This is a genomic window from Actinoplanes sp. NPDC049598, assembly GCF_040675435.1.
Classification (GTDB): domain Bacteria; phylum Actinomycetota; class Actinomycetes; order Mycobacteriales; family Micromonosporaceae; genus Actinoplanes.
This window is the reverse complement of the sequence record NZ_JBFAOX010000004.1, coordinates 373,430-398,171: the sequence shown is the minus strand read 5'-3', so window position 1 is coordinate 398,171 and position 24,742 is coordinate 373,430. Positions and strand designations below refer to the sequence as shown.

The 24,742-nt window shown below is 72.9% G+C and carries 20 protein-coding genes; 17 read left to right on the top strand and 3 right to left on the bottom strand.

Annotation, left to right across the window (positions count from 1 at the left end):
- Window positions 1–3 precede the first annotated feature (3 nt).
- From AB0J66_RS13015 to AB0J66_RS12965, 11 genes are all read left to right on the top strand, one after another.
- Window positions 4–2,694 carry a hypothetical protein gene (locus tag AB0J66_RS13015; protein WP_364659308.1) on the top strand — a complete coding sequence of 897 codons (2,691 nt, stop codon included), beginning with the start codon at window positions 4–6 and terminating at the stop codon, window positions 2,692–2,694.
- A complete protein-coding gene (locus tag AB0J66_RS13010; protein WP_364659306.1) occupies window positions 2,694–3,878 on the top strand; it encodes a zinc ribbon domain-containing protein in 1,185 nt (394 codons plus the stop codon). Before AB0J66_RS13015 ends, AB0J66_RS13010 begins: the two co-directional genes overlap by 1 nt.
- Window positions 3,875–6,280, top strand: coding sequence for a GTPase-associated protein 1-related protein (locus AB0J66_RS13005; protein ID WP_364659304.1), 2,406 nt, complete (start codon window positions 3,875–3,877; stop codon window positions 6,278–6,280). Before AB0J66_RS13010 ends, AB0J66_RS13005 begins: the two co-directional genes overlap by 4 nt.
- A gap of 1 nt (window position 6,281) precedes the next feature.
- A complete protein-coding gene (locus AB0J66_RS13000) occupies window positions 6,282–7,874 on the top strand; it encodes a hypothetical protein (RefSeq protein ID WP_364659302.1) in 1,593 nt (530 codons plus the stop codon).
- Entirely contained in the window at window positions 7,871–8,044 is a 174-nt protein-coding gene (locus tag AB0J66_RS12995) for a hypothetical protein (protein WP_364659300.1), read from the top strand. Before AB0J66_RS13000 ends, AB0J66_RS12995 begins: the two co-directional genes overlap by 4 nt.
- A complete protein-coding gene (locus AB0J66_RS12990) occupies window positions 8,032–9,621 on the top strand; it encodes an Hsp70 family protein (RefSeq protein ID WP_364659298.1) in 1,590 nt (529 codons plus the stop codon). Before AB0J66_RS12995 ends, AB0J66_RS12990 begins: the two co-directional genes overlap by 13 nt.
- 10 nt (window positions 9,622–9,631) lie before the next feature.
- Window positions 9,632–10,252 carry a vWA domain-containing protein gene (locus AB0J66_RS12985; RefSeq protein WP_364659296.1) on the top strand — a complete coding sequence of 207 codons (621 nt, stop codon included), beginning with the start codon at window positions 9,632–9,634 and terminating at the stop codon, window positions 10,250–10,252.
- 121 nt (window positions 10,253–10,373) lie between these two features.
- Window positions 10,374–11,234, top strand: coding sequence for a death domain-containing protein (locus tag AB0J66_RS12980; RefSeq protein WP_364659294.1), 861 nt, complete (start codon window positions 10,374–10,376; stop codon window positions 11,232–11,234).
- Between the two features lie 122 nt (window positions 11,235–11,356).
- Entirely contained in the window at window positions 11,357–11,641 is a 285-nt protein-coding gene (locus tag AB0J66_RS12975; protein WP_364659292.1) for a hypothetical protein, read from the top strand.
- Window positions 11,641–13,032 carry a DUF4331 domain-containing protein gene (locus AB0J66_RS12970; protein ID WP_364659290.1) on the top strand — a complete coding sequence of 464 codons (1,392 nt, stop codon included), beginning with the start codon at window positions 11,641–11,643 and terminating at the stop codon, window positions 13,030–13,032. The genes AB0J66_RS12975 and AB0J66_RS12970 overlap by 1 nt, the downstream gene beginning before the upstream one ends.
- Window positions 13,029–13,391 carry a phospholipase gene (locus tag AB0J66_RS12965; protein WP_364659288.1) on the top strand — a complete coding sequence of 121 codons (363 nt, stop codon included), beginning with the start codon at window positions 13,029–13,031 and terminating at the stop codon, window positions 13,389–13,391. Before AB0J66_RS12970 ends, AB0J66_RS12965 begins: the two co-directional genes overlap by 4 nt.
- A gap of 25 nt (window positions 13,392–13,416) precedes the next feature.
- Here AB0J66_RS12965 and AB0J66_RS12960 read toward each other — a convergent pair whose 3' ends face one another.
- Complete coding sequence (locus tag AB0J66_RS12960) at window positions 13,417–14,118, bottom strand: tyrosine-protein phosphatase (RefSeq protein ID WP_364659286.1); 702 nt, start codon at window positions 14,116–14,118, stop codon at window positions 13,417–13,419.
- Between the two features lie 28 nt (window positions 14,119–14,146).
- Between AB0J66_RS12960 and AB0J66_RS12955 the strand changes: the two genes are divergently transcribed.
- The 6 genes from AB0J66_RS12955 to AB0J66_RS12930 all read left to right on the top strand — a co-directional run bounded on the left by AB0J66_RS12955 (window position 14,147) and on the right by AB0J66_RS12930 (window position 21,069).
- Window positions 14,147–14,722, top strand: a complete 576-nt coding sequence (locus AB0J66_RS12955) for a hypothetical protein (protein WP_364659284.1) — start codon at window positions 14,147–14,149, stop codon at window positions 14,720–14,722.
- A 135-nt stretch (window positions 14,723–14,857) separates the two neighbouring features.
- The gene (locus AB0J66_RS12950; protein WP_364659282.1) at window positions 14,858–15,064 is read left to right on the top strand and encodes an FXSXX-COOH protein; all 207 of its coding nucleotides are present in this window, start codon (window positions 14,858–14,860) and stop codon (window positions 15,062–15,064) included.
- A 373-nt stretch (window positions 15,065–15,437) separates the two neighbouring features.
- On the top strand, window positions 15,438–18,362 hold the full coding sequence (gene fxsT / locus AB0J66_RS12945; protein ID WP_364659280.1) for an FxSxx-COOH system tetratricopeptide repeat protein: 2,925 nt from the start codon (window positions 15,438–15,440) through the stop codon (window positions 18,360–18,362).
- A gap of 25 nt (window positions 18,363–18,387) precedes the next feature.
- Complete coding sequence (locus AB0J66_RS12940) at window positions 18,388–18,588, top strand: hypothetical protein (protein ID WP_364659278.1); 201 nt, start codon at window positions 18,388–18,390, stop codon at window positions 18,586–18,588.
- Window positions 18,569–19,801, top strand: coding sequence for an FxsB family cyclophane-forming radical SAM/SPASM peptide maturase (locus tag AB0J66_RS12935; RefSeq protein ID WP_364659276.1), 1,233 nt, complete (start codon window positions 18,569–18,571; stop codon window positions 19,799–19,801). The genes AB0J66_RS12940 and AB0J66_RS12935 overlap by 20 nt, the downstream gene beginning before the upstream one ends.
- Window positions 19,798–21,069: an HEXXH motif domain-containing protein gene (locus AB0J66_RS12930; protein WP_364659274.1), complete on the top strand. Its 1,272-nt coding sequence runs from the start codon at window positions 19,798–19,800 to the stop codon at window positions 21,067–21,069. Before AB0J66_RS12935 ends, AB0J66_RS12930 begins: the two co-directional genes overlap by 4 nt.
- On the opposite strand, the gene fxsT (AB0J66_RS12925) is transcribed toward AB0J66_RS12930, so the two are convergent.
- Together fxsT (AB0J66_RS12925) and AB0J66_RS12920 are read right to left on the bottom strand one after the other, a co-directional pair.
- Complete coding sequence (fxsT, locus tag AB0J66_RS12925) at window positions 21,058–24,342, bottom strand: FxSxx-COOH system tetratricopeptide repeat protein (protein ID WP_364659272.1); 3,285 nt, start codon at window positions 24,340–24,342, stop codon at window positions 21,058–21,060. The two genes, AB0J66_RS12930 and fxsT (AB0J66_RS12925), sit on opposite strands and share 12 nt — an antisense overlap.
- Before the next feature lie 74 nt (window positions 24,343–24,416).
- Window positions 24,417–24,689, bottom strand: coding sequence for a hypothetical protein (locus AB0J66_RS12920; protein WP_364659270.1), 273 nt, complete (start codon window positions 24,687–24,689; stop codon window positions 24,417–24,419).
- Between the last annotated feature and the right edge of the window lie 53 nt (window positions 24,690–24,742).

Genomic DNA, 24,742 nt, shown 5'->3' with positions numbered 1-24,742 from the left:
CGCATGGTTTTCCAGCCCGATCGCTACGAGCGGGACGTCATCCGGAAGCTGCGCGGCCGGAACACCCCGCTCACCGACGACGATCTGCTGCGCCGGTACGCCATCGAGCCGGGAATGACCGACGCCGCCACGCTCGCCGCCCATCTGCGCAAACTGCGGACGTACTGGAATCAGACGGCGAGCGGGCCGGACAGCCGGGCCCAGGTCTGCAAGCGGCTGCTGGCCGCCGACGCCGAGCTGCAGAAGCGGCCCGGCGTCGACCTGGCCGATCCCCGCTGGTGGCAGAAGTTCGCCCAGGACCGGGCGGCCTGGGCCGAGAACGTGGTCAAGCAGCTGGCCGAGGATCTGCGCCAGGCGTTCGGCGCGGTCGGCAAGGCGACCGCGGCCCAGGTGGCGGCGGTGGCCAAGCAGTACCCGGGTCTGGAGCAGGCCGATCTGGACGCCGCCGTTGCTCTGGCCCGGGTCCAGATCGTCGAGGTGGTGAAGCTGCCCGAGGAGAGCGGCCTCGACCGCACGGTCTACCGGGATCTGCGCCAGCGTCTGGGCGACGTGGGCGTGCCGACCCTGGTCCAGTTGATGCACCCGGACCTGAGCCAGCCGTTCTCGCTCGTGTCGCAGTTCGCGGTGGCCGGCGAGCGGGCCCGGCGGCTGGACGGGCCGACCCTGGACGCCCGGATCCGCGACGCCGACAAGGCGGCCGACTCGCCGGTGCTGCGGGCGCGGCGGGCCGCGCTGCGGATCCTGGCCACCGCGGTCAAGAACGGCGCCGACCTGCGCGAGCTGGCGCTGTTCCAGATCGTCGAGCAGCTGGCCGCGGGCCGGGCCGACAACCTGGTCGACGCGCTGCTGGTGCGGCAGGCGACCCGGCTCGGCCTGACCCAGGAGGACGCCGAGCTGGTGGTGGCCAGCCTGCCGAGCGGGGTGGCCACCGGGTCGCCGGTGGCCGCCCAGATCCGCGAGATGCTCGCGGCCGGCCAGCTGCGGGCCGCGCAGGCCGCCCTGGGCACGCTGCCGGCTACCGATCCGGAGCGGGCGCAGATCGTCGCCGAGATCGACAAGCTGGTGGAGCAGCTGGCCGGGCTGCTGGCCGACGCCGACCGGGCGCTCGGGCAGCAGCGCGAGCAGGAGGCGGAGCGCCTGCTGCGGGAGGCGCTGCGGATCGCCGAGGACGACGACGGCGTACGGGTACGGCAGACCCGCCTGCCGATGGCGCCACCCCGCGATCTGCACCTGGTGGCCACCGGCTCGAGCGTGAAGCTGACCTGGCAGGCACCGGCCACCGCGGTCGACACCGTCGACTACCGCGTCGTCCGGCGGGTCGGGGCGCCCCCCGGCTCGGCCCAGGACGGCGACGTCATCGCCGAGGGCGGCCGGCTGTCGGCGGCAACCGACAGCCGGCCGCCGACCGCGCGCGACCTGCACTATGCCGTCTTCGCCCGGGCCGGGGCCGGGTCGGTGTGGTCGCGGCCGGTCACCGACCGGATCCGGCTCACCCCGGAGCCCGGCGACGTCACCCTGCGGGCCGGCGCCAACCGGATCACGCTGACCTGGCGTACCCCGGCCGACGTGGTCGAGGTACGGGCCCGGCGGGCTCCGGGACGCCCGCCCCGCGGCCCGAGCGACGGCGTGGCGGTGGCCGCGGGCAGCGGCACCCTGGTCGACCGCGAGGTCGAGGAGGGGGTGGAGTACTTCTACGCGCTGACCGCGGTCTACCACGACGAGGGCGGCCGGGAGGTGCTCTCCCGCGCGGCCGTGGTCTCCGGGGCCACCGCCGCGGAGGCGGCGCCGGTCGACGGGCTCACCGTCGAGGCGGTCCACCGGCGCGGCGGGCACGTCCTGGTCCGGCTGACCTGGCCCGCCGGGCCGGCCCCGGTCCGGGTGCGTTACGCGCCGGATCCACCCCCGTGGGAGTACGGGTCGACGATCAGCCCGGCCACGGCGGGCCGCTACGGCGCCGAGGTGCCGGGCCTGCCCGAGCTCTCCGGCGGCGCGTGCGTGCTCGAGGCGGAGATCCCCCTCGGACCCCAGATGTACGTCCCGTTGACCACCGGCCCGGGTGGGCTGGTGGCCGGGCGCCCGGTCCACCTGGGACAGACCGAGCCCGTCCGCGGGCTGCGCACCCTGCGCACCGGCGGCGAGGTCCGGGTCACCTGGGCCTGGCCGGAGGACGCGGGCCTGGTCGAGGTGCAGTGGGAGCGCCCGGGCGCCGGGACGACCCGGCGGCGGATGACCCGCGCCGCCTACACCGACGGCGAGGGCTGTGTGCTGCCGGTCGGCAACGAGGGCGGCACGGTGTCGGTCCGGGCGGTCACGATCGGGCCGGCCGGTGAGTCCCTCTCCGAGCCGGTCCAGGAGAAGGTGGCCGGCCGGGCGACCCGGATCCGTTACGCCGTACGGACCGTGCCCGGCTGGCGCAACCGCTCCCAGCGCGTCATCGAGCTGGTCAGCGACCGGCCCTGCGCCGGTCTGGACCTGGCCGTGGTGGTGGCCCCGGGCCGGGTCATGCCGCTGGCCCCCGGCCCCGAGGTCGTCGCCGAACGGTTCGAGGGCCTGGTGCTCGAGCCGGGCTCGCCGCTGCTCCTGGAGTTCACCGTGCCCCGTACGGCCAAGCCGTACTGGATCCGCTGTTTCGCCGCCCACCCGGACGGCGTCACCTTGATCGACCCGCCCGTCACCGAGCTGAAGGTGTCGTGATGAGCCGTCTGGCCTGCCCGTACTGCTACAACCGGATCGATGGCAACCGCCTGTGGTACCAGTGCACCGGCCGGGGCACCCCGGGCCGCGCCGGCTGCGCCAAGAAGACCGACGACGACCGGGCCCGCTGGGCCGGATTCCGGGAGGCGGTGCGGCCGTCGTTCCCGCCGGCGTCGCGCCTGTCGTTCGGCCCGGGCAAGGCGGACTGCCCGGACTGCGGCGCCACGAGCCGGATCCGGGTGTGCCCGAAGTGCCACACCCCGCTGTCGTCGAGCTTCGGCGACAGCACCAGCCCGCTGATCGCGATGGTGGGCGCCAAGGGCACCGGCAAGTCGGTCTATCTGACCGTGCTCGCGCACGAGCTGACCAACAGCATGCGCCGCCGGTTCGGCGCCGCCGTGCGGATGACCGGCGCGGTCAAGGAGCCCATCCGCGAGTACGTCGGGTCGGTCTACTCCGACCGGAGCCTGATGAGCCAGACCCCGCAGGCGGTCGGCGGGCGCAAGGAGCCCACCGTCTTCGAGTGGCGGCAGCAGGAGCAGGGCGGGCTGGCGGCCCGGCTGAAGGGCTACCGCACCACGTACCTGTCCTTCTACGACACCGCGGGCGAGGATCTCAACTCCAACGAGCAGACTCAGGACCTGGTCTACCTGAACGCGGCGGATGCGCTCATCCTGCTGCTCGACCCGTTCATGATTCCGGCCGCCCGCGACCAGATCCGGTTGCCACCGCAGGCCATCCGCTCGGAGCAGCCGACGATGGAGGTGCTCGGGCGGGTCACCGACCAGCTGCGGCGCGAGCACGACATCCGGTCCAGCCGCCGCATCAAGATCCCGGTGGCCGTGGCCTTCGCCAAGATCGACGCCTTCTTCGACGTGCTCGGGCCCGAGCATCCGCTGCTGCGGGCGCCGTCCGCCGCCGGGCCGTACGACGACTCCGCCGGCGAGGACACCCACGAGCAGGTCAAGGCGCTGCTGCACCAGTGGGAGGCCGACGACGTCGACGACTACCTGGAGGCGAACTACGCCAACTTCCGGTACTTCCCGGTCTCCGCGCTGGGCGCGCCGCCCGACTACGCGTCGGGTGAGGTGGACCGCAACGGCGTCCGCCCGTTCCGGGTCACCGAGCCGCTGCTGTGGCTGCTCAGCCAGTTCAACGTGGTGCCCAAGCAGAGGCAGCGATGAGCGGGCGGGCCGGCGTCGACTTCGAGACGCTCATCTACACCGACTGCGTACCCGGCCAGGGTCTGCAGCGCACCGCGGGCCTGCAGTTCCAGGCGCGCTCACCCGGCGCCGACCGGGCGGCGATGACGCTGGCCCAGAACGCGGTGCTCTACGAGCCGCCCGCGAAGTGGATGCGCGAGCGCCGGCCGGTGGCCGAGTACCCGCCGTCGTTCGCGCACGCCGTCGACGGCCTCTACGTCACCGCGGCCGGCGTCTACCTCGGCCGGGAGGCCAACGGCGGCCGCGAGGGCAACCAGCTGACCCACGCGCTGGTCACCTCGGACCCGGCGAGCTACGGGCTGATCCGCCCGGCCCAGTTGTTCGGGGCGCCGTTCTGGACCGGCCGGCCGGCCGAGAGCACCGAGTGCCCACCGCTGGCCGAGGGCTGGGAGCCGGGCCCGTTCGACATCGAGGCCGCGCAGACCTTCGTGGCCACCAGCCCGCGCGGCGACCTCTGGCTCGGACGGCTGCTCTCCGCGCTGCAGGGCCTCGAGGGCGGCGGGCCCCGGGTGCTGTTCATCGGCGAGGACCCGGCCGAGGTGCTGCGCTGGATCAGCGCCGCGACGCTGCTGCTGCCCCAGCGGCGGGCGGTGGGCATCGGCTTCAAGGTGTTCGTGACCGACCCGGCGTACGCGGTCCAGCCGGTCGTCGCCGTCCACCCGGACTGGGACAGCACGTCGGCCGGGGTGGCCAACGACAACGGCTACGCGGTCTTCGACCTGACCCGCAACGACTCCAGCGACGTGCCGGTCACCACCGACGCCGGGCGCCGGGTGCGGTTGCTGCTCGACGAGGATCCGTACGACGTGCTCGACGTGGTCGAACAGGCCGGCGCGAACGGGCTGAAGGACCCCGGTCAAGCCCTCGACCTGGCCATGACGATGGTGCTGCGCGGGCCCGGGCTGTCCGAGCCGATCGCCCGCATCGCGGTCAACTGGCTGCGGGACACCCCGGCCACGCTGCTCGCCAAGGATCGCAACGTGCTGGTGGACAAGCTGGTCGGCAACGTCAAGCAGTGGCCCGAGGACATCCTGCTCGCCCTGGACGAGGTGGCCCGGACCGGCCAGATCGACCCGGAGTGGGCCCCCGAGGTCCGCATCGCCCTGATCAGCGCCGAGCTGAACCGGGCCTCGCGGTTCGGCACCGCCGAGGATCTCAAGCTGCCGCCGCTGCCGGCCGGGATGTGGACCGAGCGGCACGCCGCCCGCTGCGCCGAGCTGGTGCCCGACGAGCTGGCCGAGTGGCGCGGCCCGCGACCGTTCGAGGCGGTGCTGCGGGTGGCCGCGCGCTTCGACCTGCAGTACGACGTCGAGGTGGTGCCCGAGGCGGTCCACGCCTTCGTCACGCACTGGGCCGACCATCCGGAGGAGGTCTACCACACCCGGTTCTGGGGGGTCGCCGCGCTACCGCTGCGCCGCCGGCTCGACGCCGAGCTGGTGACGCGAATCGAGCAGGGACGGGCGGAGGAGGTCGGCGACGCCTGGTTCGACCTGTACCGGATCGACGGCGCCCTGCGCGAGAGCCCGCTCTACGAGACCGTGCTGGCCGCCCAGATGCGCTGGGCGGACGGCGCCGGCCGGCAGACCCTGATCAAGGACAAGCTCACCGCCGCCCTCCCGCAGGGGCCGGCCCAGATGGACCGGACCGCGCGGACGCTCTGGCGGCGCACCCGGCCGACCGTCGAGGACTACAAGACGCTCCTGGAGATCCTGCCGCCGGGAACCCTGCTGCCGGAGCCGGTCTTCGAGCCGCTGTTGCGCGTGATCGCCCGGCCCGGTCAGGCCACCCACGCCAACCTCGGCCTGCTCCGCCGGCTCCACGAGCACGGCCTGGTCCGTCTCCCCCGCGACCACGAGATCCTGCTGGAGGACGACGCGGCGCTGCGGAGCTGGTGCGAGACCGTCACCCGGGCCGACCCGAAGGGCCTGGTCGAGCACCGCCGCATCCTGGCGACGGTCTCACCGATCGCCCGTCAGGTCTGGCAGCAGGAGCTCGCCGGGGCGCTGCTCGACGTCCAGGAGCCGTGGGCCTCGCACGAGCTGGCCGCCCTGCTGCCGGAGGAGATCCGGCCCGGGTACGGCCACGGGCTGTTCGAGACGCTCCGCAAGGGCGACGGGGTGGTGACCGCGGCCGTGGTCTTCAACCTGGGCGGCACCGGCCTGCTCGGCCCGGCGTTCGAGCGGGACTGGCCCGAGCACCTGCGCAAGTGGATGCACCGGGCCGGTGACAAGCGCCGCAAGAAGGCCCAGGAGCTGGTCCTGGAGCTGGCGCCGGGCCGGATGGACGAGTGGGACGCGCTGCTGCGCGAGGGCGAGAAGTCGTTCTGGAGCCGCAAGTTCGGCCGCGATCGGAAGGAGCGCTGACATGCCGATCGTCATCGGCGTCGTGGTGGCGATCGCGGCGATCGCCCTCTACCTGTGGCTGTGCGCGCTGGCTTTCGTCTACTTCACCTTCCCCGTGTCGCTGATGGCCGGCGGCGTGGGCTTGGCCGTGGGGGTGGCGGCCGGGCTGGGCCTGGCCTTCTGGCTGCTCTTCGAGGGCCAGGACGAGCGGGTGCTGACCCCGGGCGACGTCGCCGCCGGGAAGCTCAGGATGCTGCGGACACCGAAGGGTGTCACCCCCGATCTGGCCTGGCCCGGCTACTTCGTCGCGCAGGCCGGGCTCGACTGGGTGGTCGTGGTCAAGCGGGTGACCGAGCGGACCGGCGAGATGTGGGCCTGGGCGGGCGAGACCGCGGCCGGCATGAGCTGGTTCGGGCTGGTGATGTGGCCGATCCTGCTGCCGGTGGCGGTGCTGCTGATGGCCGGCACGGCCGGTGTCGCGGTCGCCGTGCTGCTGGTCGCCGTCGTGATGGCCGCCCTGGCCGTGCTCGTGTGGGCGCTCGGCCTGGTCGCGGTGGCGGTCCTGCGGGGCCTGGACCGGGCCCTGGGCCTGCTCCGGCGCTCGGCCGGGACCTGCCCGCGGTGCTACGAGACCTCGGCCCGGCCGGTCTACCGCTGCCCGGGCGCGCACGGTCCGACGGCGATGCACCGCGACATCCGGCCCGGGCTGCTCGGGGTCTTCTCCCGGCGCTGCGGCTGCGGGCGGCGGCTGCCGACGATGGTGCTGCGGGCCGGCCGGTCGATGGCGGCGTTCTGCCCGCTCTGCGACACCGGCCTGCACGAGGGCGCCGGCACGGCCACCGACCTTCGGGTGCCGGTCTTCGGCGCGCCCTCGTCGGGCAAGACCCACCTGGTGATGGTCAGCATCGTCGAGTTGTTGCGGGGCGGTGGCCCGGCCCGGGTGTCGCTGGCCGACGATCGCAGCAAGCGGATGTACGACACGTACGCCGAGATCGTCGACCGGGGTGGCTCGGCCATCAAGACCGACGCCGCCCAGCAGCCGGTCGCGGTGACCCTGCGGTTCCGGGCGGCCAAGCGCGAGGCGCTGCTGCACCTCTACGACGCGGCCGGTGAGGCGCTGTCCGACCCGGAACGCAACGCCGGCTACCAGTACCTCGACGGCGCCCGGACGCTCGTCTTCGTGCTCGACCCGTTCGCGGTGCCGGAGATCCGCCAGCGCTACGAGCGCTCCTTCGGCGCGCTGTTCGCGGCGGCCAACGTCTCGGCCGACCCGCCGGAGCCGTCGTACCAGAACGTCGCGACCCGCCTGCGGCAGTCCGGCGTCCGCACGGAGCGCAACCGCCTGGCCTTCGTGGTGTCCAAACTGGACCTGCTGCGGCGGCTGCCCGGTCTCGACGGCCTGTCCGACGAGAACGACGCGGTCCGGGCCTGGCTGGTCGATCAGGGCGTCGACAACCTGGTCCAGTCGGCCGAGACCGACTTCCGCGAGGTGCGCTACTTCGCCGTCTCGGCCACCGACCCGAAGCTGGGCCGGGGCCCGCTCGCCCCGTTGCGCTGGCTTCTGGAGGAGGAGCCGATCCCGATTGCCGGCGAGAAGGAGAGGAGCACGGCATGAGTTACGAGGTCCCGCCGGGCCACCGCGGGTTCCGGGCCCTGGTCGTCGTGGGGTCGGTGCTGCTGTCCGCCCTGCTCATCGCCGGCATAGTGCTCGATGGCGTCTGGGACCAGGTGTACGACGGCGCCGCCCACCTGATCGCGGAGTTGAAGGCGGCATGGCGGAGCTGATCCCGTTCCTCGGCATCGACCTGGGCACGTCGAATTCGGTCGCCGCGACCCTCGACCCGGACGGGATCCCGGTCGTGCTGCGCAACCCGCTCGGGGCCGAGCTGGTGCCGTCGGTGGTCTCGTTCACGCCCGGCGCCGCCGTCGTCGGGGCCGAGGCCCGGCAGCTCGCGGCGGTGGCCCCGGAGTCGACGGTCGCGCTGATCAAGCGGCACATGGGCACCGAGCGGCTGTTCGAGTTCCACGGCGTCGAGCACACCCCCGAGTCGATCTCGGCGCTGATCCTGCGGGCCGTGGTCGACGGCGTCGCGCCGGACCGGCCGGCCGCACCCCTGCCGGTGGTCGTCACCGTGCCGGCGTACTTCGGCATCCGCGAGCGCGAGGCCACCCAGCAGGCCGCCCTGCTGGCCGGGCTGAACGTGCTCGAGCTGGTCGGCGAACCGGTGGCGGCCGCCCTGCACTACGGCGTCACCACCGGGACGGTGCTGGTCTACGACCTCGGCGGCGGCACGTTCGACGCGACCGTGGTGCGGATGGAGCCGGCCGGCCCGCGGGTGGTGGCGGTCGACGGGGACATGGATCTCGGCGGCGCCGACTGGGACGAGCGGCTGCGCTCGCATCTGGCCGACCGGTTCGCCGAGCTCACCGGCGTCGAGGACGCCGCCGACGACGTCGCCTTCATGACCGAGCTGACCGATCGGGCCGAGCGGGTCAAGCGCGCCCTGACCAGCACCCGCTCCCACGAGGTGGCGCTCCGGCACGCCGGGCGGACGGCCCGGGTCACGGTGACCCGGGACGACTTCGAGGCGATGACCCGCGACCTGACCGACAGCACGCTCGCCTGTCTGCGCCGCCTGCTGGCCAAGGCCGCCCTCACCCCGGGCGACGTCACCGACTGCTTGCTGGTCGGCGGGTCGACCCGGATGCCGATGATCGCCGAGGCGGTCGGGGCCGAGCTGGGCCGCCGGCCGCACCGGCACGACCCGGAGCTGGCCGTGGCCAAGGGCGCGGCGCTGCGGGCCGGGCAGCTGACCGGGGTGGTTCCGGGCTGGGTCCGGCCGGGGTGGGCGTTCGAGGCGGCCCGGCCCGAGGCCGCGACGCCGGTCGCCGGGCAGCCCGGCGGCGCGTTCCTCAGCTCGGTCGTGCCGCGCAGCTTCGGACTGCTGGTCCACGACAGCGCCGACCCGGACGGGCAGCGGCGCTTCGTCGAGCACGTCATCCACCAGAACGACGCCCTGCCGGCCGCGGGCGCGCCGCTCACCGTGGCCACCGTCCTGGACGACCAGGCGACCGTCCGCATGGAGGTCTACGAGCAGGCCGGTTTCGTCGAATCACCCGAGCCGGCCGACAACCGCCGGGTCCTCGACGGCGAGCTGACCGGGCTGCCGGCCGGGCTGCCGGCGGGGTCGCCGCTGGAGGTCCGCCTGCGGCTCGGCCTGGACGGGCGGCTCGGCCTGACCGCCCGGGAGCCCCGTAGCGGGACGGAGCTGCGACTCGCCGCCTACGTGGACGGGGTGCTGGACACGGCGGCCCGGCAGCAACAGGCGAAAAACCTGGCCAACCTGACGGTACGGCAGTGAGGAGCCACCCGTGACCGACTGGATCCGCCGCCCGTACGACTCGGTCGGGGTCACCCAGTTCCCGGTGGGCCGTCACCTCGGCGCGCTGCAGGAGCCGTACCTCGGCAAGGTCGTTCTCTGCATCGACGTCAGCCCGTCCATGTACGGGCAGCCGATCCGGGAAGCCAACCGGGGGGCCGAGCAGTTCGTGCGGGAGGCGGTGGCCGCGCGCTACCGGGTCGGCCTGATCCTGTGGGACAGCGGCGTGGTGGCCACGGTGCCGCTCTCGGCCGACCCGCAGCCGGTCCTGCGGGGACTGCGGGAAGACCTGAGGACCAGCGGTACGAACGTCGAGCCGACCGTCCGCGCCGGCATCACGATGCTCGGGCACCTGCGCGGCGACCGGGTCCTGGCCGTCTTCGGCGACGGCGACATCGGCCCCGAGAAACCGGCTGTGGCCGCCGCCCGCGAGGCCGCGGCCCTGGGCATCCGGATCATCGTGCGCGGCCTGGGTGCATACGCCGCCTCGTCGCTCTCCAAGATCGCCACCGAGGGCGCCGAGGAGGCCGAGATCGCCGACCAGGCCGGGATCGCCGGCGGCATAGCCGCCATGGCCGCCTCCATCGGTAGACGAGCGGAAGGGCGACGGTAGACATGCGCGACAGGGTCGTTCCCAGAAACCGCGGACGGGGGAAACCGCGGCCCGGGCCGACACGAGGAGCAGACCATGGAGAGCCACGTCGCCTAGCGATGCCCGCGGGCCGGAGCGACTCATGAGAGCGGCCGAGGTCCGCACGTACTTCAAGCCCCGCAGCGTGCGGGGCTACACCGACCGGATGCGGGCCGACGTCGGCGCGGTCCGCTTCGGCGGCTGGCAGATCCACCCGCTCGACTCGGCCGCCTTCACCGAGGACGCCTACCTCGTCCGGGCCGGGATCGACATCGTCACCGATCCGGGCGTCACCCCGCCCGAGTGGGTCGAGGCCGGCTTCGACCTGGTCACACCCGGCGCCGCGATCCTCGACGCGGTGCCCCACACCGTCCGGGCCGCCGAACCGGCCCGCGTCCACCGGCTCGGCCCGACCCTCAACTTCGTGCCGGCCGGTCCCGGCGAGCCGGTGGAGCTGCCGATCCCGGTGGCCGCACAGGAGCCGGCGCTCGACGTCTACGGCGCCGGCGGCCCCCACTTCCGCTGGCGCTGGCACTCGGCGGACGGAGTCGCCCCCGGCCACCGCGGCGGCTGGCTGGTGCTGCTGGCCCCGGCGGGCGCCCGGGAGCTCGAGGTGCGCCCGTGGGCGGCCTTCGCCCCACCACGCGGACATTATTGGGAGCCCGCCTGCGACCCGGTCGACCGAAGCGTCCCGCTGCCCGGCCCGCCCACCCGGCGCCGCGCCCGCGCCGGCTTCACCGGTCGCGCGGCCCTCGCATTCACCCGGCGGCTCGGCGACTCCTGGCCCGACCTGGCCATGGTGCTGGCCGTCCCCGGCCCCGACCAGGCCCGCTTCGAGCCCGGCCGGCAGGCGCAGGCCCTCTGGCACTGGCTCGAGGCCCGCGACGAGCTGCCCACGCTGCCCGCCGCCCTCGACGACATCGACCGCCCCGACCTGGCCAAGCTCCTCCGCGAGTTCACCTGAGGAGCCCGCCACCGCTGGGAGCGCTCCAAAAGATGTTTGAACCGAGCGCGCGTGGATCTCGTACTGACGGGCGTCGACATGCATCGCCCGATCAGTTGCTGCACCACGACGAAAGGTCAAGCATGAGCCGCTCTCGCTACCGCGCCCCGGGACACCAGTGGCTGTCCCGCCGCCGGGTCCTCGCCCTCGCCGCGACCGGCGTCGGTGTCTCGGCGGTCTCGGTCGCCGGGCTGAGCCTCGCCGGTGAGAACGAGCCGGAGAGTGACGGCTCCGCGCTCGTCATCTCGATCCGGGACGCGAAGAAGGGCACGATCGACGTCTTCTCCGGCGACCAGCTGAAGACGATCACGGACAAGAAGCTCGTCAACAGCCTGCTCAAGGCCGCTTCCGGTAAGGGAGACCGCTGATGTCCTCACACCGCGAAGCGCCGGAGATCAGCAAGGACCCGGTCGCCGACAGCTCCGACCTGTACGCCTTCGTCAGCCCCGACGATCCCGACACGGTCACCTTGATCGCGAACTACGTGCCGCTGCAGCTGCCGGCCAGCGGCCCCAACTTCTTCGAGTTCGGCGACGACGTCGTCTACGCGATCCACATCGACACCGACGGCGACGCCCGGGCCGAGATCACCTACGAGTTCCGGTTCGAGACTGAGCTGCGCAACAACAAGACGTTCCTCTACAACACCGGCCCGATCGAGTCGCTGGACAGCGAGAACTGGAACCGCCGCCAGTTCTACTCGGTGACCAAGGTCGACAAGCACGGCAAGCGCACCAAGCTGGCCGACAAGCTGCCGAGCCCGCCCTGCAACGTCGGCAAGGTCTCGATCGCCGACTACGACAAGCTCGCCGAGGACGCGGTGCACCAGCTGAAGACCGGTGAGAAGGTTTTCGCCGGGCAGCGGGCCGACGCGTTCTTCGTCGACCTGGGCGCCATCTTCGACCTGGGCACGCTGCGCCCGTTCCAGGACAAGCACCTGGTCGGGCAGAACCTGTTCAACTACGCCGGCAAGGCGGTCAACGCGACCAACAAGACCAATGTGCACAGCATCGCCCTGCAGATCCCGGTGCACCAGGTCCGCCGGGACGGCAAGAAGAAGGTCCGCGGCCGCGACGCCGGCGCCGTGATCGGCGTGTGGACGTCGGCCAGCCGCCGGCAGGTCCAGGTCCGTGACGGCAACTCCTCGGGCGACGTCGCGGTCGGCCCGCAGGTGCAGGTCTCCCGGCTCGGCAACCCGCTGTTCAACGAGGTCATCGTGCCGATGGCCGAGAAGGACAAGTGGAACAGCCTGCCGCCGAGCGAGGACAAGCGCTTCGCCGAGTTCGTGGCCACGCCCGAGCTGGGCGCGCTGCTGCCGGTGCTCTACCCGGGCCTGTTCGACAACCTGGCCGAGCTCAACAAGAAGAAGCAGCCGCGGGCCGATCTGCTGGCGATCCTGCTCACCGGCATCCCGGACGGCCTGATCGAGGGCTTCCAGAACAACACCGGCGAGCTGCAGGCCGACATGCTGCGGCTGAACACGGCCATCCCGCCGGCCAAGAAGGAGAGCAAGTTCGGCGTCCTCGGTGGCGACGTGGCCGGCTTCCCCAACGGCCGCCGCATCGCCGACGACGTGGTCTCGATCTCGTTGCGGGCCATCGCCGGCGCCACCGTCCCGTTGGTGGACAAGGACTTCAAGGCGGACGCGGCGGCCGGTCTGGTCGAGCAGGGCCTGAGCGTGAAGAACTCGAACGCCAAGCTGCTGGCCAAGTTCCCGTACCTGGGCACGCCCTTCGACGGCTTCACCAACCCGTCGTGAGCCACCAGCACCATCACCATCACACCCTGGCTCCCTCCGGCCAGGGCACGGTGATGCTCGACATCGGCGGCACGATCGGCGCCCTGATCATCCACACCGACGCCCGATGGCTGGGCCACGAGATCGAGGTGAGCCCGGCCGCCGACCCGTCGAAGCGCACCCACGCCGCCGTCCGGGCCCGCCACACCACCGGCGGCACCGTCCACTGCGTGGTCATCGACGCCCTGCCCGCCGGCACGTACCTGGTCTGGCAGAACGCCCTCAACCCCTTGACCCACCTGGAGGTACGCGGCGGCGCGGTCACCGAGTACGAGTGGCCCGCCACCGCCGTGCCCGGAAGAGGCCTGGTCTCCCTCTGACGGCGCCACCCGGGCGCGGCGGACCTCAGGCCGCCGCGCCCGCCATGCGCGCCCGGATCGCCCGCAGCTCCTCACCGGTCAGCCCGGCCGCCGTCAGCCGCTGCTCGATGTCGAGCTCGGTGAGCAGCTTGTGCACCACTTCGGCGATGGTGGTGCCGCGGGCGGCCAGCCGCTCGACGACCGGGTCGTCGCGGTCGAAGTGGCGCCGCAGACGGTCGCCGCTGAGGGCGTAGTCGGCCGCGATGGCGGCCGGCTCGACGCCGGCCAGGGTCAGCAGGAGCAGGGAGATCAGGCCGGTCCGGTCGCGGCCGATGCCGCAGTGCACGACCACGCCGCCCGGCTCGGCGCGGGCCACCGCGGCGAGGGCCTGCGCGCAGCGGTCCGCCTTGCGGTCCAGGAAAGGCCGGTAGTAGAGCGGCGTCCCGTCCGTCTCGTCGTCGATGCACCGGTACCAGAAGTCGGTGTCCGCGTTGTCGTCCAGCGGCACGTGCACCACCGCGATCCCGGCCGGGCGGGCCACGGTCGCCGATCGCTCGTCGCTCTCGCGTAGATCAACTACAGTTCTGACGCCGTACGCCTGCAGGTCCGCCCATCCCCGTGGGGTGAGCCGGTCCAGGCTGTCGGCCCGGACGACCGCGCCCCGCCGGGTGACCCGCCCCTCGCGTGTGGACAGGCCGCCCAGGTCGCGCACGTTGAGGCAGCCCGCCCAGTCCAGATGCCGTTCCATGCTGGCGACCCTCTCATAGGATCCGGGGATGCGGATGCCACCCTCCGGCCGCTGGGCGCTCACGGCCGCCGTGCTCGGGCTGCTCGCGCTCGGCTGTGCCCGGCCCGGCGCGGGCGATGGGGACTCCTCGCCGCTGCCGTCGGCATCGGCTTCCCTGCCTGCTTCTCCTTCCGTGCCTGCTTCTCCTTCCGTGCCGCCGGACGACGCCGGGGCCCAAGCCCAGCCGCCGGGTGACGGGGCGCCGCATCAGGCCGAGAACAACGGGTGGAAGCAGCGGCACGGGCTGACCGCCGAGGAGCAGCGCGTGGGGGACGCGCTGGCCGCCCGGATCCGCCCGAAGCTCACCGCGCTGAGAGAGGCCGGCGACTTCACGCCGGCCTCGACCCGGCTGGCCCTGGTCGATCTGGGCCTGGCCCCGGATCGCGTTCAGGTCAGCGGCATGCGGACGCCGCTGGACGCGAGCGCTCCCCCGCCGGGCGCGGTCTTCGCGGTCACCTTCCCCGAGGCCGGGTGTGTCATCGGGGATGTCCGGCCCGAGCGGGTGCTGGTCGAGGTGACCGGCGCCGGCGCGGAGTTCGGCTGTCTCGAGCCGTACACCCATTGAGCCCGGCATTGTCGATCTTTCCTAGGCATGCGACTATGGGCGGGTGCCCCGAAATCCCGCCCCGGCCGGCTTGTGGTTAGGTAACCTCGACACAGCGGGGCCGGGTCAGTGACCCGGCCTTCTTTCGGAGGGCGGATGGACGGCGCCGAGCAGGGCGAACCGGGCGCGGCGCGGTTGATCGACGTCACGCGGATCCCGTTGGATCGTCTTCTCTCCGACGACGACACCGTTCTGGTGAATTCGTTGCGCCGGCTGCTGGCCGGGATCGACCGGCCGCAGGAGATCCTCTCCGCTTTCGAGAACTACGCCGGCGAGCCCCCGGAGCCCGACCCGTTCCGGTGATCGGGGGGCTTGCGGGCCCGGCGGCTCGGCCGGGCCGGGCGCCACGCCCCGGCCGCCCCGGCCAGGATGGCCACCCCCTGCAGGACGGCCTCCCCGGTTATCCGCTTTTCCAATATCAACACCACGATGGTCACCAGGACCGTCAGAAAAGCAATCTTGGCGATCATTCGATCATTCGGCACCCACCGGCGGCCGTCCATTTCCATCCCTCCCGAATTACTGCTCGATACCTCCATGGTCGAGCGGCGGAAGGGTTCGGGAACGAAACCTGGCAATCATGACCGTTAGTTGACGGCTAGCGTCCCCTGCGCATTCATGAAATCCTGTCTGACACAACTTGACGTTTGTTGGCGGCAGCTGGAGGAGCGTGGCTGTGCCGGTTAATCTGCCCGGACCAGATCAATTATCCCCCGGCCCGCTGCGTGAACTGGTCACCACCCTGCACGACCTCTACGGCAACGCCGGCCGGCCGGGCGTCCGGGTGATCAGCTCCGAGATCAGACATCGTCAGGATCTCCGCGACACCGTCAGTCACGAGACCGTCAGCCTGATGCTGCGCGGCGAGGGCCTGCCCCGCTGGGACAAGGTCGAGTGTGTCGTCCGGGTGCTGGCCGCCCGCTCGGTGAGCCGCCAGGACGAGGACGCCGAGGTCCGCCGCTTCCACTCGCTGTGGCTGGCCGCGTCGGACGCGCCGCCGTCACCGCCGGCCGAGGCCCGGCCCGCGGCCCGGGCGGCCGACTTCATGCAGCCGGCCCCGATCCAGGAACCGTCAGAATCAGCCAGAGTTCCACAACTTCCGCGCATGTCCGGCCATCTCCCGGTTCGCAACGCCAACTTCACCGGCCGGGATCTCGTCCTCGACGAGGTGCGCCGCCACTTCACCTCCCAGTCGGGTTTCCCGGCCGTGCTGCACGGCCTCGGTGGCACCGGCAAGACCCAGATCGCGGTCGAATACCTCTACCGCTGGGCCGCGCCGGAGATGGACGTGCTCTGGTGGGTTCCGGCCGAGGACCCGATGGTGGCCCGGGCCTCGCTGGCCACGCTGGCCGAGCGCCTGGGCCTGCCCACCCACCGCGATCTCCAGCAGACCGTCCGAGCGGTGATCAGCGAACTGGAGCGCGGGCGCACGCGCTGGCTGCTCGTGTTCGACAACGCCGAGATGTCCGATGACCTGATCGCCCTGCTGCCCGCGGTCGGCGGCCAGGTGCTGCTCACCTCGCGCGACCCGGGCTGGGCCAGCGTCGGCGCGGCGATCGAGGTGGGCACCTTCGACCGGGCCGAGAGCATCCAGTTCCTGCGCCGCCGCGGGCGCGACATCTCCGGCGCCGAGGCCGACCTGCTGGCCGACCGGCTCGGTGATCTGCCGCTGGCCCTGGAACAGGTGGCGGCGGCCCAGAGCGCGACCGCGATGCCGGTCAGTGAATACCTCGCCCTGTTCGACGAGCACCTGCAGGAGCTGATCGCGGCCGGGCGGCCCGACCACTACCCGGCCACGGTCGTCGCCTTCGTCCGGATAGCGGTCGACCGGCTGCGGCCGGAGTCGCCCTCGGCGGCCCATCTGATCGAGCTGTTCGCCCATCTCGGGGCCGAGCCCGTCTCGGTGACGCTGCTGCGCAGCGGGCAGGACGCGCCGGTGTCGGCGCCCCTGGCCCGGGCCCTGCGTGATCCCATCCAGATGGGCCGGGCCATCCGCGATCTCAACCGCTTCGGCCTGGCCCGGGTCGACCAGGGCACGCAGCGCATCGAGGTGCATCGGCTGGTCCAGCTGGCCCTGCGCGAGGCCCTGGATCCGGCCGCCCTCGAGCGCGGCCGGGACAACGTGGTGCTGCTGCTCGCCGCGGCCAACCCGGAGGCGCCGGACGACGTACGGACCTGGGCCCTGCACGCCGACATCGCGCCGCACGTGCTGCCGGCCGGCCTGATCGACTCCGGCCACCTGCCGGCCTGGCGGGTGGTGGTCGATCAGGTGCGCTACCTGAGCCGTACCGGTGACTACGAAGGCAGCCGGCGGCTGGCCGACCTGGCCGTGGCCCGGTGGAGCGCGGCCGGGGAGGCCGCCCGCACCCAGCCGGCGGAAGAGCTGATCATGCGGGCGACCTTCGAACTGGCCGAGTCGTTGCGCGCGCTCGGCAGCTACGAGCGGTCACGGGCCCTCAGCATCGAGGCCTGGGACCGGCTGCGGGCGCACCCCGGCTACGGGCCCGGCCACGAGTTCACCCTGCGCGTCGCCGGCACGGTGAGCGCCCACCACCGGGTCAACGGCGACTACCGCGCGGCGCTCGACATCGACCGCGACATCCTGGCCCGCTACCAGGCGGGCTCGCCGCCGGACGATCCGCAGACGCTGTCGATGATGAACAACCTCGCCGTCACCATGCGGCTGCTCGGCGACTACTGGGGCGCCTACCAGGTGGACGAGGAAGTGTGGCGCAAGTGGCTGGAGCTGTTCGGCCCGGCGGACAGCCGGACGCTGGTGTCGGTCAGCAATCTGGCCCGCGACCATCTCGGCCTCGGGCAGTTCGAGCGGGCCCTCGAGCTGCAGCAGGAGGCCCAGCCCCGGTTCCAGGCCCAGGGCGGCGCCCGCCACCATCACGTGCTGCTAGGTGACCGGACCATCGCCGTCGCGCTGCGCAAGTGTGGCCGGTTCGCCGAGGCGCTGCGGGCGGCGCGGGCCAACCACGACGCCTGCCACAGCCACTTCGGCTCCGACCACGAGAACACGCTGGCCGCCACCATGACGCTGGCCAACGCGAGTCACGCCGACGCGGTGGCCGGGGGCCGGCCGCCGACCGAGGCCAAGGAGCTGGCGACGCTGGCCGCCGCCCGTTACCGGCGCATCTTCGGCGAGCGCAACCCGCTCTCGCTGGCGGCCGAGATCAACCACGCGATCATCCTGCGGGCTCTGGGCGACCGCCTGGCCCGCGAGATCGACCGCATGACGCTCGGCGAGCTGCGGCAGACGCTGGGCGACGAACACCCGTACACCCTCTCCGCCGCGACCAATTACGCCACCGACCTATCGCTCGATCGGGAATTCGACGCCGCGCGGGAGCTGCTGGAGCGTACGCTGGCGGCATCCGTACGTGTGCGTGGAGTGGACCATCCGGACACCCTGGCCTGCGCGTTGAATCTCGCTTTGGCAACACGCCGGTCGCCGGATGCTCTTGAGGTTGCTCAACAGCTCTATGACAATACAATTGGCAGGCTCCGGAGGGTCCTAGGGCCCCATCACCCGGCGACGCTTGATGCCGCTCGCGGCAATCAAGCGGAATGTGACATCGAACCGCCGCCGACATAGAAGCCGGCGTCCGGAGGAGGCAGCTATGGACGCGGATCGCGCCACCGGACCCGAAACGGCTTCGCCTCTCATCGACGTCACCGGCATTCCCCTCGATCAACTCCTGCCGTCCGACGATTCCGCCCTCGCGGTCTCGTTACGCGATCTCGTCACCATGACGAGCCGGCCCCAGGAGATCGTCGCCGCCTTCGGGAACTTCGCGCCCGATGATCCGCTCCCGACCTGAGCCGACGGTCAGCGAGCCCCTCTGGCCCCATCGCGCGCTGGACGTCGCCGAGCTGCGTACCGCCGGCTGGTCTCCCACCCCGTTCCGGGACTTCGTCCTCAAGGTCCATCAGCGCTGCAACCTGGCCTGCGACTACTGCTACATCTACGAGATGTCCGATCAGAGCTGGCGCAGCCGGCCCGCGGTCATGCCGGCCGAGGTGGTCGAGGCCACCGCCCGCCGGATCGGTGAGCACGCCCGCCGGCACGATCTCGACCACGTCCGCCTGATCCTGCACGGGGGCGAGCCGTTGCTGGCCGGCCGGCGCCTGCCGGCCATGGTGACGGCGATCCGGGCCGCGCTGCCCGAGGGCTGCCGCGGCGACGTCGGCCTGCAGACCAACGGGGTGCTGCTGCGCGAGCCGATGCTGGACACCCTGCAGGAGCTCGGGGTCGCGATCGGGGTCAGCCTGGACGGCCCGCCGGAGGCGAACGACCAGCACCGCAAGCTGCGCAACGGCCGGGGCAGCTCGGGCGCGGTGCACGCGGCGCTGACGCTCCTGTCGCGGCCGGAGCGCCGCTCGGCCTACGCCGGGCTGCTGTGCACCATCGATCCGTCCACCGACCCCGGCACGTGTTTCGACGCGCTGCTGGCCTACGACCCGCCGGCCATCGACTTCCTGTTCCCGCACGCCAATCACGCGACGCCGCCCCGGCGGCCCGAGCCGGGCGGCACACCGTACGCGGACTGGCTGATCACCATCTTCGACCGCTGGTACGGCGCCGAACGCCAGCCGGCCCGCGTGCGGCTGTTCGAGTCGATCATCAGCCTGCTCCTGGGTGGACACAGCCGCAGCGAACAGGTCGGCCTCAGCCCGGTGGCGGTCGCGGTGATCGAGACGGACGGCGCCATCGAGCAGGTCGACTCGCTCAAGTCGGCCTACGACGGGGCCTGCGCCACCGGGCTGAGCGTGCTGACCGACCCGCTGGACGCGGCGCTCGGCCATCCCGGCGTGGTGGCCCGGCAGATCGGCACCCGGGCGCTGGCCGGCGACTGCCTGGCCTGCCCGCTGCACACGGTGTGCGGGGCCGGCCATTACGCCCACCGCTACGATCCGGCCAACGGCTTCCGCAACCCGTCCGTCTACTGTGCCGACCTGGAACGGCTCATCACCCACATCCGCCGCCGGGTCACCTCCGATCTGGCCCGACTCGCCGAGGACAGCTCCCCATGATGCGTCGGCACCACCTGTCCCCGACCGAACTGGCCGTGCTGGCGCGCGGTGACGGCGGCCCCGGCACCGTACGGGAACTGGCCCGCGCGCAACTGAGCAAGCACCTGATGCTGATCAAGTTCGTGGCCGGCAGCTGGGCCGGCGATCCGGCGCACCGCGACGCCGCCGTCGACGCGCTGACCCGGGCCCAGGCGGCCCGGCCGGAGGCGGTGGCCGACCTGCTCACCGATCCGCTGATCGGGGCGTGGGCGGCCTGCGCCACCCGCCGGCTGCGCGGGCTCGAGGCGGACACGCCGATCGAGGTCGAGTGCAATCACCTGTCGGCCATCGCCGCCACGGCCGCCGCGATCACCGGGGTTCCGGCCCGGCTGACCGTGTACGCGAGGCCCGGCGGGGTGGCGCTGCCCCGCCTCGGCGTCGCGCGCCCGGCCGCGGCCGCGTGGGAGCCGGTGACCGCGGAGGTGCAGGACGGCCGCGTGGTGGTGGGCGGGGTGGGCGACTGGGCCGCGCCCTGGCCGCTGACCGCCGGCGACGCGCGGCTGGCGCTCGACGACGTCGACCCGTACCGCGGTGGCCACCACGCGCCGGCCGCTCCCCGCCTGTCCGAGGCCGAGGTGGCGCGGTGGCGGGCGGTCTTCGCCGACGGGTGGGAGCTGATCGACACGTACGCCCCCGAGCGGGCCGCCGAGCTGGCCGCCGGTCTGCGGACCCTGGTCCCGCTGAGCCGCACGGACGCCCACTCGGCACGCAGCGCGACCATCAGCGACGCGTACGGCGCCTTCGGTCTGACCTTGCCGTCCGACGGCGCCGAGTTCGCGGTGATGCTGGTCCACGAGTTCCAGCACTCGAAGCTCAGCGGGGTCCTGGCCGTGGTGCCCATGGTGGCGCCCGACTCGGCCGAGCTGCACTTCGCGCCCTGGCGCACCGACCCGCGGCCGGTCGGCGGCCTCTTCCAGGGCGTGTACGCGTTCCTGGGGATCGCCGATCTGTGGCGCCGGTTGCGCGCCCATCCCACGCTGGCCGAGACGGCCGAGCGCGAGTTCGCGACCGTACGCGAGCAGGTGCGCTGGGGTCTGGACAGCCTGGCCGGGTCCCGGGCGCTCAACCCGGCCGGTCGCCGCTTCACCGACGGCATGCGGGCCGCCTTCGACGATCTCGACGCGGTGGCCCTGCCCCCGGCCGTGGTCGAGCAGGCCAGCCGCCAGCTGCGGGAGACCCACAGCGGCTGGCAGAGCCGCAATGCGGCGGTGTTGACCTCAGGTCGGTGACGGCTCGAGGTCGCACTCGGCGCGCCGCCCCCGGGCCCGGTCGACGGTGTCCGGGTGGTCGGGGCCGAGGATGGCGGTCATCGAGGCCAGGGTCCGCTCGAGCAGCTGACGGCCCGAGTCGACCTCGCCCACGGCCATCCGGTCGAACGCCACGTTGCCCGCGATAGCCAGCGTGTGCGGGTGCTCCTCGCCGCGCTGCTCGACCATGACCGCGTACGTCCGCTCGGAGATCTCGTGGGCCGCCCGGGCGGCCCCGGCCATGGCCAGGTCGTTGGCCAGGTTGCTCTGCGTGCGCAGGGTGTACGTGTGGTCGGGGCTGAACGCCGTGCTGAAGCCCTCCACGGCCCGCTCGTCGAGGGCCCGGGCCTTGTCGCTCTCGCCCAGCAGCCGCAGGATCAGGCCCAGGTTGACCTCGGCGGCCAGGGTGAACGGGTGGCCGGGCCCGAAGTCGCGGTGGTACCGGGCGATCGCGTCCTCGGCCAGCTCGCGCGCCTCGGCCGCCTCGCCCACCGTCCGCAGCGCGTTGGCCAGCGTCATCGCGGCGGCCAGGGTCTGCTCATGGTTGGGGCCGAACCGGTTGCGCGTGCTGTTGTAGGTCTCGCGGGCCGACGCCACCGCCCGTTCGAACTCACCCAGCCGCAGCAGGGCGATGGCCTGGGTCCGCGACGCCAGCAGCACCTCGGCGTGGCCGGGCCCGAACTCGCGGCGCAGACCGGGCACCACCCTGGCCAGCAGGTCGAGGGCGGCGCCGTGCTGGCCCATGGCGAGCAGGTCGCGGGCGACGTTGGCCTCGCACTGCATCGCCTGGTAGCTGTTCGGGCTCAGCGTGCGGCTCCACTGGCGGACCAGGTCGGCGTCGATCTCGTGGGCCCGCTCCACCTCGCCCAGCATGCGCAGGTTGACGGCCACGTTGCGCCGCACGCGCAGCGTGTAGAGGTCCTCCTCGCCGAAGACGCGCTCGTGGCGGCGCAGGTTCTCCAGGTCGACCTCGAGCGCGGCCCGGTAGTCGCCCTGGATCCGCAGGTCCAGCCCGAGGCTGTTGGCGGTGATCAGGGTGTACTCGTGTTCCTCGCCGAACTGCTCGTTGCGCCGCAGCCCCTCGTAAGCGCTGCGGGTGAGCTCGCGGGCCCGGGCGCTCTCGCCCAGCGACCGCACCGCGCCGGCCAGGTGACGGGTGGCGAGCAGGGTGAACAACCCGTCCGGGCCGACCCCCTCGCCCTCGGCGGTGCGCCACACCGACAGGGCCGACTCGGCCAGCCGCCGGCTGTTCTCGTAGTCGCCGACCAGGTAGAGGTAGCGCATCTGGTCGATGACGACCTGCCGGGACTCGGCGAACTCGGCGTTGATCAGGTCGGCCGTCACGATGTGCGGGCCGATCTCGGCGTGCATGGCCCAGGCCTGCTGCTCGTCCGGGTCGCCGGGGTTGGCGAAGGCCAGCATCCGCTGCACGTTGGCCAGGCTGCGGGTCCTGTTCTCCTCCTCCAGGCCGTCGCGCAGCACGAGCTGCATCAGGCGGTGGACCTGGATCAGCTGGCCGCTGGGCTCGCGCCGGTCGGGCTCGCCGCCGGCGTTGACGGCCGCCGGCTCGGCCACCCGGGCCAGGCCGACCCGGCGCAGCTCGCGGATGGCCCGGTTCATCCGGATCGGCTCGCGCAGGGTGGCCCGCAGCGGCTCGGAGAGCTGGGCCCCGCGACCGGCCCGCAGCATGGCGGCCGAGACCGGCTCGGCTCCGAGGTAGGCGAACATCTCGAAGAGCTGGGCGGCGGCCGGGGCGTCGCGCCACAGCCGCTCGACGGCCAGCGCGAGGAACGCGGCCACGGTCATCGGGTAGGACGGCGGCTTGCCCTCGGACAACAGCTCCCGCACATGCTCGTCGAAGAGCAGGAGGTACTCCGCGACCGGCATCCCGGTCGCCGACTGCCAGGTGGCCGCCTGCTCCAGGGCCAGCGGCAGGTCGCCCAGCTTCTCGGCCAGCCGGTCGGCGTCCTCCTCGGAGATGCCGGTGCCGCGCTTGCGGATCAGCTCGATGCTCTCCGGCCGGTCGAAGACGTCGACCTCGAGCGCGTCGCCGATGCGGCCCCACTCCTGGTTGCGGGAGGTGATGATGACGTGGCCGCCGGCCGTGGGCACGAAGCGGACCAGCTCGTCGGGCTGGTCGGCGTTGTCGTAGACGAGCAGCCAGCGCAGCGGCGTGGCGGCCAGCGCGTCGAGCACCGAGGCCACCGTCTGCTGCAGGTCGTCGCTCTCGGGCACGTCGAGCCGGGCGCCGAGCCGGGCCAGCGAGGAGAGCACCGCCGGTGGCTGCTCGGCCGGAATCCACCAGACCAGGTCGTATTGGTCGACGAACCGGTACACGTACTCCACGGCGAGCTGGGTCTTGCCGACGCCGCCGAGGCCGTGCAGCGTCTGCGGCAGCACCGAGACCTGGCTCTTGCCGATCAGCGCGCCGTTCAGGTCGACCAGCATGGTCTCTCGGCCGGTGAAGTCGGGGTTGCGGATGGGCACGCCGCCCCAGATCGGCCGGCGCTCGGCCCGCTCCGTCTCGTCCCCGGACTCGGCCCGGGGCGGCAGGATCGGGCCGGCGACCAACGGCTCCGCGGCCTCCCGGGCTCCGGTGGCGGGCGCTTTCTCGACCGGTTCCTCCTCGGCGCCGCTGAGCACGCGGCGACTGGTGATGCAGAGATTCCGTACGGCCGCCTGGCTCAGACCGAGACCGCCGGAGACGAGGTCGACCCAGCGGTGCAGACTCAGCGCCCGCTCGCCGTCGACCACGTGGGCCAGCCGGTCGACGAAGGCCAGCAGGGCGGGCACGCCGTCACGCCCCATCGGGGTCGCCTCGAGCCGGCGCAGCAGCTCGGCCGGATCCTGGCCTTTCTCCCCCGCGCGGGCCCCGGTCGCGGTGGCCAGGTCGGCCGGGTCGACCGCGGACAGCAGCCGCAGCAGCTCGGCCCGGTCGGCCACCACCAGGACATGGCGCTCCACCTGCTCGACGAGGCGCTCGACGTCACGCACGGCCGGATCGTCGCCGCCGAGGTCGTAGACCACCCGGACCAGGGTCCGCAGACCGCCGGAGCGACTCAGCGCGCCGCCGAGCACCGACCACAGATCGTGCCGGGCCTCGGCATAACGCGGGACCTCGAGCAGCCGCCCCAGCCGGCTCTCCAGCTCGGCCACATAATGATTGCGGATGCTGGTGTCGCGCAATGATCGAATCGCAAGCATCGCCTCGAGCAGGCGCTGCTTGTCCTCCAGCGAGATCTGCTGATCAGGCACCGGCCACCCTCATTTCGGCGACGGAGATTTCATCCTACGGGACCGATCGCCGACACGAAACGGACGGAAATCCGTCAGCAAATGGGCTTGATGCATTCACGATCATCATTTCGCTCCTGCTCCGGGGTGATCGACACCCGCCACCTCGCGGCGAAGTTGCTGCCCTGCGTGCCGAAGGTCCACTCCCCCGGCCGGCCGGTCGGCTGGGCCTTCTGCACCAGGGCGGTGGCCGACGTCCCGGCGACGCCCTCGAGCTCGGCCGCGCTCGCCGGTTCGACGTCCAGGAACGCGGTGCCCCGCGGGTCGAAGGACGCGAGCTCGTCGGACGCGTCGCGGGCCCCCGGCACGCGAGCACCGCGTAGTTGTGGCGGATCGACTCCCACGGCCCCGCGGCAGCTGC